Source organism: Microbacterium meiriae, assembly GCF_025143875.1.
GTDB lineage: Bacteria > Actinomycetota > Actinomycetes > Actinomycetales > Microbacteriaceae > Microbacterium > Microbacterium meiriae.
The window spans coordinates 262,061-275,690 of record NZ_JAMBDU010000001.1 but is presented as its reverse complement, the minus strand read 5'-3'; the positions used below and the strand labels follow the sequence as shown (position 1 = coordinate 275,690).

Genomic DNA, 13,630 nt, shown 5'->3' with positions numbered 1-13,630 from the left:
CTTCTGGACGTCCTTCAGCAGCGAGGCCAGCTCATCTGCCGGCGTCTGCAGAGTGACACCGGTTCCTCCGGACGACTTCGCCAGCCCCTCCTGCACAGCTTCGTCGGTCTGGAAGATCTCGACGAGCTTGAGGTATGTCTCATTGTCGACGTCCTCGGCGCGAGACGCGAAGATGTTCACATACTGGAGCGCGCTCGGGTCCTCGGGGTCGTCGGTGAAGAGCGCATCGTCGAACGAGAGGCCCGCATCCTCGACGAAGTCGTTGTTGATGACGGCCGCAGCCACGTCGGGCAGAGCCTCCGGGGTGAGAGCAGCCTCCAGCGCGGTGACCTTGACCGACGACTTGCTCTCGTCCACATCTGCGAGATCAGAGAAAGCCGTGCCGCCGTCCTTAAGCTCGACGAGGCCAGCGGCCTGAAGCACGAGAAGCGCGCGGGCCTGGTTGGAGGCGTCGTCGGGAACCGCGACGGTCTCCCCCTCAGGAATGTCCTTCACCGAGTCGTACTTCGTCGAGTAGAGACCGAGCGGGTAGATCTGCGTCGAACCGATCGCCGCGAGGTCATCCCCCGAGGCCTCGTTGTACTGCGCCAGGTACACGACGTGCTGGAACTGATTGAGGTCGATCTCCCCCTCGCTCAGCGCCGGGTTGGGCAGCTCGTACGAGCCGAAGTCGACGAGTTCGACCGTGATGCCGGCGTCAGCCGCCGCATCCACGAAAGCGGGCCACTGCGGGTCGCTCTCGCCGACCACGCCGATCTTGACGGTCTCGTTCTCGGAACCGCCGTCGCCGGACCCCGCGTCGGACGAGGTGGCGCACCCGGCAAGGGCGACGAACAGCGGGACCGCGGCGAGCGCGGCGAGGGCGGAGGTGGTGCGGCGGGACATGATGAGGGGTTCCTTCCTGGCGGGACTCGACAACGTTAGGCAGGAGGCCGCGTTGTCGCGGAATCGGGATGTCACACGGCGTCATAGCCGCGTGGCACCCTCGGTTGCTGGGGTACGTGGAGCCCGCGGTGGCGCATTCCCCACGGCACCGGATCGCGTAAGACAAGGAAACAGTCTTCGCCAGAATTCGGTGCACGTGCTGGGCTCGACGCGCTCATCCGAGCGAAGGCGCCGTCTGGCGCCACAGCAACGACCGGAGAAATCATGAACAGACATCAGAAGGCCGGACTCGCGGTCGCCGCAGCCGCGGCACTTTCCCTCTCCCTCACGTCAGCCGCGTATGCGGCTACCGAAGAGAAGCCTTCGTATGCGTCATCCACGATCGTCGTGTCAGACGTACGAACTGGAGAGATCGTCTACCAGCAGACAGAGCAGATACCGGTTGAGGAGGGCAGCACTACCGCCACCATAGAGACGCGAGTTCCTTCTCCTCCCGTCCCGAGCGCGCCCGTAATCCCCGGTGTCGTGGCTCCACGCTCCTCGGTGGGCGGCAACCACGACAACGGATCGGTCAAGTCGTCCATCACGATTACCTACAGCCTGAACAGCAAAGGCGATCAGATCCGGACAGAGAAGGTCACCGGTCGATGGACGCCAGATCCCGGGTTCGCCCTCCAGGGTCGAAAGGTAGAGATTTACAGCGGCGGAGGCTCACCGTCCATCATCAAGAAGGCCCCCACGACGAATACCTACAGTTACAACACGGGGTGGGGCTTCCAGACCAAGCCGCCGCAGAACTCGCTCACCTCTCCCCGGGTGCTCGCCGAGGTGAAGTTCAAGCTCTCGGGAACCGGGAGCGCATGGTTGAAGCTGACGCACTGGGTGGATCTTTCAGGCGTGTAGCCGTTGCTACCGGAGCGGGACCGGGCGCAAGCGTGCGCCCGGTCCCGCTTCGCAAGTCCTGTCTGATCGGGACGGGAACGACGAAACCGCATAGCCGCGTGCGAGGCGGGTCAGTCGAGCTCTTCGATGCCCTGCAGACGCACCTGCTCCAGGTCGAGACGGGCGGAGATCCGGCGGACCACCATGTCGTCCACGGTGCCGGCGCCGCGGAGCCCGAGCAGGACCTCGCGCTTGCGGTCGAGCAGCGCGAGCTTGAGCCGGGTGTGCTCCTCGTGTCGCACGAGCGGTGACCGCTGGGCGAGGTCGACGTCGGCGGAGGTCGCGATCATCTGCAGCGTCGTGCCGTCGGTCGCCTCGGGGTCGGGGGCGGTCCCGGCCGACACCGCGACGTCACCCGCGTCCTCGTCCTCGCGGCTGCGCGCATCTCCCCCGGTGCCGTAGGGATCGGGCTCGCCGAGCATCTCGTCCAGCGCCTCGGCCTCGGCGTCGATGAGCGCCTGCTCCCGCGCGAGCGTCCGGGCGTTCGCGAACTCCAGCGCCTGGTACCCCTCGGCACGCACCCGATCGCGCACCTCCTGGCCGATGCCGTGCTCGGCGGCGAGGTCGTCGAGCGCGGCCAGGGCCGCTCCGGAGATCGCGCGCTCGGCGAGCTCGTACTCCTCGTCCTCGGCATGGTCGACCGGGAATCGCGCCCAGCGCACGAGCGCGGGGAGGAGAGGCGCCTGCACGAGGAGGCTGAGCAGGATCACGCCGGCGGTGACGAAGACGATCTCGTCACGGCCGCCCACGACGCTCCCCTCGGAGACGCCGGTCGGCACCGACAGTGCGATCGCCAGCGACACCGCTCCGCGCATGCCGGCGACCGTGGACACGAGTCGGGCGCGGGAGCGGGCGCCGCGCGGCGGGCGTTCGGCCGGGCGACGCTGGAACAGCACGTTGAGGAGCTGGAACACGTACCGGACGGCGAAGAGCGTCGCCCACACGGCGAGCGTCACGAGCACCAGGCGGCCGATGGCGGCGGCGGAGATCTCGTGCGCGACGAACTGCACCTCGAGGCCGATGAGCACGAACAGCGCCCCGTTCAGGAGGAAGACGCCGAACGGCCAGGCCGCGTCGGCCTGTCGGCGCGAGGCCGCCGTCGTCACGCGCGGCGACACCCAGGCGACGATCAGTCCGGCGACGACCACGGCGAGCACGCCCGACGCGTGGACGAGCTCGGCGATGAGGAACGCGGAGAACGGCACGAGCAGCAGCGTGACGTTGATGACGATGGTGGAGGAGATGCGGCGCAGCAGCAGCGTGGCCAGGGCCGCGACCACGATCCCCGCGGCGATCCCGCCCACGTACGACACCAGAACGTCCCAGGTGACCGAGAGCGGCGTGACCTGGCCGCCCAGCGCGAGGGACACGGCGATGGCGTAGAGCACGAGCGCGGTGCCGTCGTTGGTCAGGCTCTCGGCCTTGAGCTTCATGAACATCCGACGCGGCAGCAGCCGACCGAGGGCCGCGACGGCCGTGGCATCGGGCGGTGCGACCGCAGCACCCAGGATGAGCGCGATCTCCCAGGGCATGCCGAACAGCACGCCGATGCCGGCCACCGCGAACGCGGAGGCGACGACGAGGAGCGTGCTCATCGGCACGATGTAGCGGAAGTCGCGGCGGATCGACCGCAGCGACGTGGTCAGGCTCTCCCAGAACAGCATCACCGGCAGGAACAGCAGCAGCACGGTCTCCGGCGGCAGCTGGACCTCACGCAGCGGCGGGATGAATCCCAGCGCCAGACCGAGGATGACGAGGACGAGCGGCAGCGCGAGACGCACGCGCGGGGCGATCAGGGTTCCGACGAGGATCGTGAGTCCGAGCAGGACGGTTACTTCGAGGCCTTCCATCGCTACTCCCAACAGTCGTGGGAGAAGGATATTCCTCCGTCAGCCGATCTGCTCCGTGAGTTCGAACCAGCGCAGCTCCAGCTCTTCGATCTCGGCCTCCTGCGCGGTGATCGCCTTCATCCGCTCGCCGAGGCCCGCGTAGTCGGACTGGTCATGGTCGGCGAGGGCGTGCTTGGCCGCGTCGACCTGCTGCGTGAGCTTCTGGATGCGACGCTCGAGGGCGGCCGCTTCCTTCTGCGCCGCCCGGAGAGCCGCGCCGTCGAGACCGCTCGCTGCGGGGGCCGACGCCGCCGTCGAGGTCGCCGGGGCGCTCTCGACGCGCTGCCGCAGGCGCAGGTACTCGTCGACGCCGCCGGGGAGATGCCGCAGGCGCCCCGCGCCGTCCGGCCCCGGGAGGATCGCGTACTGCTGGTCCGTCACCCGCTCCAGGAAGTACCGGTCGTGGCTGACGACGAGGAGCGTGCCCGACCAGGAGTCGAGGAGGTCCTCGATGGCGGCGAGCATGTCGGTGTCCATGTCGTTCGTGGGCTCGTCGAGGATGAGCACGTTCGGCTGGTCGAGCAGCACGAGCAGCAGCTGCAACCGACGCTGCTGTCCGCCCGAGAGGTCCTTCACCGGCGTCGAGAGCTGGGCGGAGGAGAACCCGAGTCGCTCCAGGAGCTGTCCGGGCGTGAGGTCCTGCGCCTTCGACCCGGCGCCGAGCGTGTACGAGGTGCGCAGACCCGAGATGACCACGCGCACGGGGTCGTTCCAGTGCGGCAGGAGTTCGTCGAGGCGCTGCGTGAGCGTACGGACCTGCACGGTCTTCCCGCGCTTGATCCGCCCCTCGGTGGGCTCGACCGTGCCGGAGATGAGCCCGAGGAGGGTGGATTTCCCGGCACCGTTCACACCGAGGATGCCCGTGCGCTCGCCCGGGGCGATCCGCCACTCCACGTCCTTCAGCACGGTCTTCCCGCCGGTCCCTGAGCCCGCCTGGGTCCCTGAGCCCGCCTGGGTCCCTGAGCCTCCCTGGGTCCCTGAGCCTCCCTGGGTCCCTGAGCTTGTCGAAGGGTACGTCACCCCCACATCGAGCAGGTCGACGACGTCCTTGCCCAGCCGCGAGACGGCGAGCGACTGCAGCGAGACCTTGTCGCGGATCTCGGGCACGTCGGCGATGAGCTCGTTGGCGGCGTCGATGCGGAACTTCGGCTTGCTGGTGCGGGCCGGGGCACCGCGGCGCAGCCAGGCGAGCTCCTTGCGGGCGAGGTTCTGCCGCTTCGCCTCTGTCGCCGCCGCCATGCGGTCGCGCTCGACCCGCTGCAGGATGTAGGCCGCGTAGCCGCCCTCGAAGGGCTCGACGATGCGGTCGTGCACCTCCCACGTCTCGGTGCAGATCTCGTCGAGGAACCACCGGTCGTGGGTCACGACGAGGAGGGCTCCGGCGTTCGCGGGCCAGCGCTTCTTGAGGTGCCCGGCGAGCCACGTGATCGCCTCGACGTCGAGGTGGTTCGTCGGCTCATCGAGCGCGATGACGTCCCAGTCGCCCGTGAGCAGTTTCGCGAGGGACACACGGCGGCGCTGCCCGCCGGAGAGGGAGCCGATCTGCGCGTCCCACGGCAGATCCGTCAGCAGCCCCTCGATCACATCGCGGACGCGGGCGTCTCCGGCCCATTCGTGCTCGGCCATGTCGCCGACCACGGCGGCGGCGATCGTGATGTCGTCGGGGAGCGTGTCGGCCTGGTCGAGGACGCCGATGCGGGTGCCGCCGCGCACGGTCACGCGCCCGGAGTCCGGTTCCTTCCGGCCGGCGAGCATGGCGAGAAGGCTGGACTTGCCGTCGCCGTTGCGGCCGACGATGCCGATGCGGTCGCCCTCCTCGATGCCGAGGGTCACGGCGTCGAAGACGACGCGGGTCGGGTATTCGAGGTGCAGGGCTTCGGCCCCGAGAAGATGTGCCATGTCCTCTCCAGGGTAGTCGCGCCGCGTCGGGCGGTCGCCCGGTCAGACGAGCGAGGGGGCGAAGAGCTCCGGCAGCGCGGCGGTGAAGACCTCGAAGTGGCTGTACCAGACGGTGTGGGCGGCGCCGGGGATGCTGCGCACCGTCACCCCGCCGTGCTCGAACCGTCGCGCGTCCTCATCGGTCACCCAGGCGCTGGGTTCCGCACGCACGACGATGGAGCCGGGGGCGGCGGTCCAATGGCCGTCCTCCCCGCAGGAGACGGAGGCCGCCGTCGGCGGGTCGAACCGCTCGGCCGCCCGCGCCTCGACCGTGGCGTCGTCGACGGAGTAGAAGGGACGGAGGCGGCGGAGGTCGGCGGGCGACATCCGCTCGCGGCGGTCATGCTCGTACTGCGACACGAGCACGGCACGATCCTGGCCGCCCTGCAGGGCGAGCGGCGCGTCGACGTAGACCGCGAGGCCCGGGTCGAGGCGGGGCGCGGCGGCGGCGAGCACCGTGGCTCCGAAGGAGTGCCCCACGGCGACGGCGAGGGTGGAGCAGGCGCGGCCCCCCGGGGTGCCCTCGGCATCGCAGCCGGCCGCGACCTGCGCCAGAGTCTCGACGACGGCATCGGCCGCCGACTCGATCGTGAGCTCCGGGTCACGCGGCGAGAGGCCGTGGCCGGGCAGATCGAGCGCCAGCACGCGGAAGCCGCGTTCCACGAGCAGCGGGACCACGCGGTGCCAGCTCTCGGCGGACCCCATCATGCCGTGCAGCAGCACGGCGACGCGGTCGCCCTCCCCGGCTTCGATGACGTTCAGGAGCACGGAGCCAGTCAACCACGGTCGTTATCCTTTCGTGATACGACTTTCGGCCAGATTCCTTCGAACCTTCGTTCGAATGTCAGTGGTCGGTGATGGACTGACGTCATGCCCGCACTGCTCGACGCGACCGACTCCCAGATGGCGATGCTCGCCGATCTGGTGGAGGGGCTGGAAGCGGCCGAGAAGACGCTGAGCAGCATGCAGGCCGCGCGGGATGGTCTCCTGGCGATGGCGGGGCGGCTTGCGGTCGACATCGCTCGGCAGGCGCGTCATCCGGACGGCGGCGACATGGCGATCCGCACGGTCGCCGCGGAGATCGGGGCCGCACAGCGCGTCAGCGACCGCACGATCGAACGGCGGATGTCCGAGGCGTCCTGGCTGGTCGAGCGGTTCCCCACCGTCTGGGAGGCCCAAGGCGCCGGACGGATCAGCGCCGCGCACGCGCGGCTGATCGTGGAGGCGGGCGCTCATCTCGATGACCCGGACGACCGCTCGCGTTTCGCGACGGAGGCGGTCGAGGTGGCCGCTGCGGAGTCTCCGAACCGGATACGCCGGCTCGTGCGCCGACTGGCCGACCGGTTCGAGGAGCGGACGCTCGTCGAGCGACACCGCGACGCCAGTGAGCTGCGCCGCGTGTGGGTGACCGACCTCGAGGATGGCATGGCCGAACTCGGTGCGCGCGGCCCTGCGGCCCTCGTGCACGGCATGTTCGACCGGCTCTCCCAGATGGCGCATGCCGTGCGGGAGGAGAACGCGCGAGCACACCGTCGGGAGGCGGAGGAGAGCATCCCCGACGACAGGACCGTGGATCAGCTGCGCGCGGACCTGCTCGCCGACCTCGTCCTGACGGGCGCTCCGGCGGGACATGACTCGGAAGAAGGACTGCTCTCGGAACTTCGAGCGCGCGTCGAGGTCACCGTGCCGGTGCTGACCCTGATGCACGGCGAGCAGGAAGGGGCCACGGGCGGCACTCCGATCCTCGCCGCCGAGCTCGACGGGGTGATCCCGATCGATCCGGCCACGGCCCGCCGACTGGCCGGCGCAGCGAGCGGATGGGACCGGGTGCTCACCCACCCGTTCAGCGGGGCGCTGCTGGCCGTCGACCGGTATCGCCCGAGCGAAGACCTCCGCCGGCACCTGCGGGCCCGCGATCAACGCTGCCGCTTCCCCGGCTGCGGCCTCGCGCCCCGGAAGTGCGACCTCGATCACAATCACGATGCGGCGCTCGGCGGAGAGACCGTGCACGACAACCTCGCGACCTTCTGTCGACGACATCACATGCTCAAACACCACTCTCCGTGGCACGTCGAGCAGGGGCCGGGCGGCGTTCTGGAGTGGACGAGCCCCACCGGCCGGAGCTACATCGACCGACCGCCGCCTCCGCACACCGTGACCTTCGCCGAGGATCCCCCGTGGTCTTCGCCCGACGCCAGGACCACCGCCGGCTGATCACGCAGGCACACCGATCGCGCCTGCACACCGATCACGCAGGCACGCCGATCAGCCGTAGGGTGGAGGGCATGTCGAGTCCCGAATCAGACAGGTCGGGGGCTGCCGGTCACACCGTCAGCCCCGTGAACCGCTGATCCCTTCGTCCGCCCTGTCGGCGGGCGCGCGCCGGTGACCCGGGCGCTGACCGTGGTGACGAGAAGCCCTCCACTTCCCTCTCACCTCGGAGCACTCGATGCCTTTCCCCCTCTATGCGCTTGCCCTGGCGGTCTTCGTCATGGGCACCTCGGAGTTCATGCTCGCTGGACTCCTGCCCGCGATCGCGGACGACCTCCACGTCCCGGTCGGCACGACCGGTCTCCTCACCTCGGCCTTCGCCGTCGGCATGGTCGTGGGCGCGCCCGCCATGGCCGCGTTCGCGCGCGAGTGGCCGCCGCGTCGCACGCTCATCGCCTGCCTGGCGCTCTTCGCCGCGTGCCATGTCGTCGGCGCGGTGACGTCTGCCTTCGAGCTCCTCCTCGTCATGCGCGTGCTCAGCGCCCTCGCGAACGCGGGGTTCCTCGCCGTCGCTCTCCGTACGGTGACTCTCCTCGTCCCCCGCGAACGCACGGGACGCGCCCTCGCGGTGGTGCTCTCGGGGACGACCATCGCCACCGTCGTCGGCGTCCCTGCGGGGGCGGTGCTCGGCAGCGCATCGAGCTGGCGGGCCACCTTCGCCGCCGTCGCGCTGCTCTGTCTCCCCGCACTCCTCGGGATCCTCCGTGGAGTGCCGACGACGATCCGGGGCGCGACGCCGGCGCAGCCCCGGTCGACATCCGGAGCAGCCCCGGCGCCGGCGCATCCCGCCAGGAAGGCACCGTCCCTGCGCGCGGAAATCGCCCTCCTGGTGACACCGCCTCTCGCCCTCGCGATGATCCTGGCGGCGCTGGTGAACGCGGGGACCTTCGCGGTCTTCACGTTCCTGGCGCCGATCGTCACCGAGATCGCCGGTCTGCCCGACGCTGCGGTCTCGGTCGCGCTCGTCTTGTTCGGTCTCGGCTCGTTCCTCGGCGTGACCATCGCCGGTCGATACGCTGATCGGCACTCGGGCGCGTTGCTCGCCGTCGGTGGACCGCTGCTCCTGGGCGGCTGGATCGTCCTGGCGACGGTCGCGGATCAGCCGGTCGCGCTGCTGGTTCTCGTCTTCGTGCAGGGCATGGCCTCGTTCGGCGTGGGAAGCACCTTGATCACCCGCGTCCTGTACGCCGCCTCCGCCGCCCCGACGATGGGAGGGTCCTACGCGACCGCCGCCCTGAACCTCGGTGCCGTGATCGGTCCGGCCTGGGGCGGCTGGACGCTCGCCAGCGGAGCCGGTCCGCTCTCCCCCGTCGCGGTCGCCGTGACCCTGTCGGCCTGTGCCCTCCTTCTTGCCCTGATCACGCGAAGAAGGCACTCCGGCAGCTGACGCCACGAGGCTGAGCCCTGACAACGGCGACGAGCCGCCCGGACCCGAAGGTCCGGACGGCTCGTCGTGCCCGACGTTCGCGGGGAACGAGGACGGTCTCGCTTCTGCTTACTCGTACGACTTCACGATCTCGAGGAGGCTCGGAACGTTGGCGTACGCCTCGGCCGCGTTCTCCTTGGTCACGATGACCGGCGGGAGCAGGTAGGCCGGGACGACCTTCTTGCCGTTGTCGTACTGGTCGGTGTCGTTGACGTCGACCTCGTCGCCCTTCTGGAGCTGACCGACCATCTTGATGGCCTGCTCCACGAGCAGCGTGGTGTCCTTGTTGATCGTAGAGTACTGCACGCCCTCCATGATCGACTTCACCGACTCGACCTCGGAGTCCTGACCGGTTACCACCGGGACGGGCTTGCCTGCCTGCTGCGCCGAGGTGATGATGGCGCGGGCGAGGGTGTCGTTCGGGGACAGGACGCCGTCGAGCGTCTCCGAGCCGTAGCTCGACGTGAGGATCGAGTCCATGCGACGCTGTGCGTTCTCCGGCTTCCAGCCCTCGGTCGCCGTCTGGGAGATCTCGGTCTGCCCGGAGACGACGTTCAGCGTGCCGTCGTCGATCTTCGGCTGCAGCACCTCCATCGCCCCGTTGAAGAACACCGCCGAGTTGGCGTCGTCCGGCGAGCCCGAGAACAGCTCGATGTTGTACGGCGCCTCGTGTCCCGCGCGCTCGGCGAGGCCGTCGAGCAGCGCCTGGCCCTGGAGCTTGCCGACCTCGAAGTTGTCGAAGGCGACGTAGTAGTCCACGGCGTCGGTGTTCTCGATGAGACGGTCGTAGGCGATGACCGCGACACCCGCGTCGCGGGCGGCCTCCACCTGCGTGGTGAGCTGCTTGCCGTCCTTGGCACCGATGATGATGACCTTGGCGCCACCGGTGACCATCGCCTGGATCTGGTTCTGCTGCTCGGCGACCGTGTTGCTGGCGGGCGCGTACTGCACGTCCGCCTTGAAACCGGCCTTCTCCAGGCCGTCGGTGAACAGCTGACCGGCCAGGACCCAGTTCTCCGAGGTCTTGTCGGGCAGAGCGACACCGATCGTGGAGCCGGCGTCGAAGCCCGAGGCGGTCTCCTCGCCCGACCCCGAACCCGAGTCCCCACCGCCGCGCTCCGAGGAGCAGCCGGTGAGGGCGAATGCGCCCGCGACGACAAGCGCTGTCGCCGACAGAAGGATCTTCTTCATGTGATCTCTTTCTCTGGTGTGTGCAGGTCCCGCCGCGCCTGCGTTGCGCGACGTGGCCCTTACTATCCGCGCGTCTCCTCGACGGCGGGGGCTTCGTACTTCTGACTGGTGGGGTAGTTGGTCTTCGTGGGATCGAACGTGTCGGTGGCCGGGTCCTGCTTGCGGCCGAGACGGCGCGTGAGGAAGCCGGTGATCGACGGACGACCCTGCTGCTTGTTCCACACGTCGACGCCGACGGCGAACAGCAGCACGAGGCCCTTGATCATCGAGACCACGTCGGCACCGGCGCCGAGCAGCGCGAGGCCGTTGTTCAGGAACGCCATCACCAGACCACCGATGATCGACCCGATCACCGTGCCGATGCCGCCGGAGACGGCCGCGCCGCCGATGAAGACGGAGGCGATCGCGTCGAGCTCCCAGCCGTTGCCGTCCTGCGGGCCCGAGGCGGTCGCCCTCGCGACGTAGATCATGCCGGCGAGCGAGGCCAGGACCGACATGTTCATCATCACGAAGAAGTCCACCCAACGGTCCTTCACGCCCGAGAGGCGCGCGGCCTGGCGGTTGCCGCCGACCGCGTAGATGTGGCGGCCGAAGACGGTGTTGTTCGTGATGAACGAGTAGAGGATGACGAGGGCGAGGAGGATGACGCCCGAGATCGGGAAGCTCGTGCCCTCGCGCCCCGTGGCGAACAGCCAGCCGGCGATGAGGATGACGGCCGAGATGAGGACGACCTTCGTCACGCTCACCCAGATGGGCGCCATGTCGGAGCCCATCTTGCGCTGGATGCGCCGGGTGCGGATCTCCCAGAACACGATCCATGCGACACCGGCGAGCGCCAGCAGCATGGTCGGGATGTTGAACGGCAGGGGCAGGGCGATCTCCGGCAGGTAGCCGGCACCGATGATCTTGAAGCCCTCCGGCACGGGCACGGACTGAGAGTCACCCACCGCCTGGTTCGCACCGCGGAAGAACAGCATGCCGGCCAGCGTCACGATGAACGCCGGCACCCCGACGTAGGCGACCCAGAATCCCTGCCAGGCGCCGACGAGCACGCCGACACCGAGACCGAGGAGGATGCCCAGCGGCCAGGGGAGGTTCCAGTCCTGCATGGCCTTCGCCACGACGATGCCCGTGAACGCGGCGACCGATCCGACCGAGAGGTCGATGTGTCCCATGATGATGACCATCACCATGCCGATCGCCAGGATCAGGATGTACGAGTACTGGTTGACGACGTTGATGAGGTTCCCGGAGGACAGCGTCAGTCCGGTGCCCTTGAAGATCCACGTCAGCACCTGGAAGACGACGAGGATGACGACGAGGCTGCCGAGGATGCCGAACTGACGGAGGGTCGACTGCCCTCCCCCGAACATCTTCGTGATGTCCTTGAAGTGGAAGCCGCGCTTCGCGGTGGTCGAGTCGGTGGTCATGCGGTTGCTTTCTGGGTCGCGGAGGTCATGCTGCGCATGAGGTCTTCGGGGGTCGCCTGGTCGGCCGGGATGCAGTCGGTGACCCGGCCTTCGAACACGGTGTAGATGCGGTCGGAGATGCCGAGCAGCTCGGGCAGCTCGCTGGAGATGACGATCACGCCCTTGCCCTGCGCGGCGAGCTCGTTGATGATCGCGTAGATCTCGTACTTGGCGCCGACGTCGATGCCGCGGGTGGGCTCGTCGAGGATCAGCAGGTCGGGGTCGGTGAACATCCACTTCGCCAGGACGACCTTCTGCTGGTTGCCGCCGGACAGCTTGCCGACGCCCTCCTCCACCGACGGGGTCTTGATGCGCAGCGCCTTGCGGTACCGCTCCGCCACCGAGAACTCCTCGCGGGAGTCGACGACGCCGTGGTGCGCGATCTTGGAGAGCTTCGCCGCGACGATGGACCGCTTGATGGTGTCGAGGAGGTTGAGGCCCAGCACCTTGCGGTCCTCGCTCACGTAGGCGAGCCCGTGCTTGATGGCGGCGGCGACGTCGGGGAGCTCGATCTCCTGTCCGTCCTTCACGATCGTGCCGGAGAGGAACGTGCCGTAGGAGCGGCCGAAGATGCTCATCGCCAGCTCGGTACGGCCGGCCCCCATGAGCCCGGCGATGCCGACGACCTCGCCACGACGGACGTTGATGCTCGACCCCTTCACGACCATGCGCTCCGGCACGGTCGGATGCTGGACCCACCAGTCCTTGACCTCGAAGAACACCTCGCCGATCTCCGGCGTGCGGTCCGGGTAGCGACTCTCCAGCGACCGGCCGACCATGCCGCGGATGATGCGGTCCTCGTTGATCTCGCCGCGGGAGATGTCGAGCGTCTCGACCGTACGGCCATCGCGGATGATCGTGATCTCGTCGGCGATCTGCTCGATCTCGTTGAGCTTGTGACTGATCATGATCGACGCGATGCCCTTGGCCTTGAGCCCGAGGATCAGGTCGAGGAGGTGCTGCGAGTCGTTCTCGTTGAGCGCCGCGGTCGGCTCGTCGAGGATGAGCAGCTTGACGTCCTTGTTGAGCGCCTTGGCGATCTCGATGAGCTGCTGCTTGCCGACGCCGAGCGTCTTGACCGGGACGTCAGGGTCCTCATCCAGCCCCACGCGGGCGAGGAGCTCGATCGTGCGCTCCTTCTGCGCCTGCCAGTCGATGCGCCCGAAGCGGCGGATCTCGTTGCCGAGGAAGATGTTCTCGGTGACCGAGAGCTCCGGGATGAGCGCGAGCTCCTGGTGGATGATGACGATGCCGGCCTGCTCGCTGGCAGCGATGTCCTTGAAGCGCTGCTCCTGGCCGTACAGGAGGATCTCGCCGTCGTAGGTCCCGTAGGGATATACCCCCGAGAGGACCTTCATCAGCGTCGACTTCCCGGCGCCGTTCTCGCCGCAGATCGCATGGATCTCACCGGCGCGGACGGTGATCGAGACGTCGGCGAGCGCCTTGACTCCCGGGAACTCCTTGGTGATGCGGCGCATCTCCAGGATCGGACCTGACACGGTCGGCAACGTTGCTGTGGTGCTCACGGATCTTCCTCGCGACGTGCGGTCACCTTCGATGTGACCGTTCACATCGGTATATCGTCGTCTTCCGCGGGAGCGGTGTCAAGTCCGCGGCAT

General features: G+C 68.7%; 10 protein-coding genes. 3 read left to right on the top strand and 7 right to left on the bottom strand.

Going from position 1 to position 13,630, the window contains the following annotated elements; translation table 11 throughout:
* Nucleotides 1-885: MetQ/NlpA family ABC transporter substrate-binding protein (locus M4D53_RS01335; protein ID WP_259951518.1), on the bottom strand; the 885-nt coding region annotated here is incomplete at its 3' end.
* Between the two features lie 264 nt (nucleotides 886-1,149).
* Between M4D53_RS01335 and M4D53_RS01330 the strand changes: the two genes are divergently transcribed.
* A complete protein-coding gene (locus M4D53_RS01330) occupies nucleotides 1,150-1,788 on the top strand; it encodes a hypothetical protein (protein ID WP_259951517.1) in 639 nt (212 codons plus the stop codon).
* Nucleotides 1,789-1,898: 110 nt separating this feature from the next.
* On the opposite strand, the gene M4D53_RS01325 is transcribed toward M4D53_RS01330, so the two are convergent.
* From M4D53_RS01325 to M4D53_RS01315, 3 genes are read right to left on the bottom strand one after another with little or no spacing between them, the layout of a single operon-like run.
* Nucleotides 1,899-3,677 (bottom strand): Na+/H+ antiporter, encoded by a 1,779-nt coding sequence (locus tag M4D53_RS01325; protein ID WP_259951516.1) that lies wholly within the window; start codon nucleotides 3,675-3,677, stop codon nucleotides 1,899-1,901.
* Between the two features lie 39 nt (nucleotides 3,678-3,716).
* The gene (locus M4D53_RS01320; RefSeq protein WP_259951515.1) at nucleotides 3,717-5,615 is read right to left on the bottom strand and encodes an ABC-F family ATP-binding cassette domain-containing protein; all 1,899 of its coding nucleotides are present in this window, start codon (nucleotides 5,613-5,615) and stop codon (nucleotides 3,717-3,719) included.
* A 42-nt stretch (nucleotides 5,616-5,657) separates the two neighbouring features.
* Complete coding sequence (locus tag M4D53_RS01315) at nucleotides 5,658-6,434, bottom strand: alpha/beta fold hydrolase (protein ID WP_259951514.1); 777 nt, start codon at nucleotides 6,432-6,434, stop codon at nucleotides 5,658-5,660.
* A gap of 90 nt (nucleotides 6,435-6,524) precedes the next feature.
* Here M4D53_RS01315 and M4D53_RS01310 point away from each other — a divergent pair, with 90 nt between their 5' ends.
* Nucleotides 6,525-7,868: an HNH endonuclease signature motif containing protein gene (locus tag M4D53_RS01310; protein ID WP_259951513.1), complete on the top strand. Its 1,344-nt coding sequence runs from the start codon at nucleotides 6,525-6,527 to the stop codon at nucleotides 7,866-7,868.
* Nucleotides 7,869-8,103: 235 nt separating this feature from the next.
* Nucleotides 8,104-9,312 (top strand): Cmx/CmrA family chloramphenicol efflux MFS transporter, encoded by a 1,209-nt coding sequence (locus M4D53_RS01305; protein ID WP_259951512.1) that lies wholly within the window; start codon nucleotides 8,104-8,106, stop codon nucleotides 9,310-9,312.
* Nucleotides 9,313-9,420: 108 nt separating this feature from the next.
* Here M4D53_RS01305 and M4D53_RS01300 read toward each other — a convergent pair whose 3' ends face one another.
* The 3 genes from M4D53_RS01300 to mmsA form a co-directional block, all read right to left on the bottom strand.
* Nucleotides 9,421-10,542, bottom strand: a complete 1,122-nt coding sequence (locus M4D53_RS01300) for a substrate-binding domain-containing protein (RefSeq protein WP_187661978.1) — start codon at nucleotides 10,540-10,542, stop codon at nucleotides 9,421-9,423.
* A gap of 62 nt (nucleotides 10,543-10,604) precedes the next feature.
* Entirely contained in the window at nucleotides 10,605-11,972 is a 1,368-nt protein-coding gene (gene mmsB / locus M4D53_RS01295; RefSeq protein ID WP_187661979.1) for a multiple monosaccharide ABC transporter permease, read from the bottom strand.
* The gene (mmsA, locus tag M4D53_RS01290; RefSeq protein ID WP_259951524.1) at nucleotides 11,969-13,510 is read right to left on the bottom strand and encodes a multiple monosaccharide ABC transporter ATP-binding protein; all 1,542 of its coding nucleotides are present in this window, start codon (nucleotides 13,508-13,510) and stop codon (nucleotides 11,969-11,971) included. The genes mmsB and mmsA overlap by 4 nt, the downstream gene beginning before the upstream one ends.
* Nucleotides 13,511-13,630 lie beyond the last annotated feature (120 nt).

What these genes read in the sequence shown, in the direction of transcription:
- M4D53_RS01330 (WP_259951517.1), top strand. Translation starts at nt 1,150, where the DNA reads ATGAACAGACATCAGAAGGCCGGACTCGCGGTCGCCGCAGCCGCGGCA.
- M4D53_RS01325 (WP_259951516.1), bottom strand. Translation starts at nt 3,677, where the DNA reads ATGGAAGGCCTCGAAGTAACCGTCCTGCTCGGACTCACGATCCTCGTC.
- M4D53_RS01320 (WP_259951515.1), bottom strand. Translation starts at nt 5,615, where the DNA reads ATGGCACATCTTCTCGGGGCCGAAGCCCTGCACCTCGAATACCCGACC.
- M4D53_RS01310 (WP_259951513.1), top strand. Translation starts at nt 6,525, where the DNA reads ATGCCCGCACTGCTCGACGCGACCGACTCCCAGATGGCGATGCTCGCC.
- M4D53_RS01305 (WP_259951512.1), top strand. Translation starts at nt 8,104, where the DNA reads ATGCCTTTCCCCCTCTATGCGCTTGCCCTGGCGGTCTTCGTCATGGGC.
- M4D53_RS01300 (WP_187661978.1), bottom strand. Translation starts at nt 10,542, where the DNA reads ATGAAGAAGATCCTTCTGTCGGCGACAGCGCTTGTCGTCGCGGGCGCA.
- mmsB (WP_187661979.1), bottom strand. Translation starts at nt 11,972, where the DNA reads ATGACCACCGACTCGACCACCGCGAAGCGCGGCTTCCACTTCAAGGAC.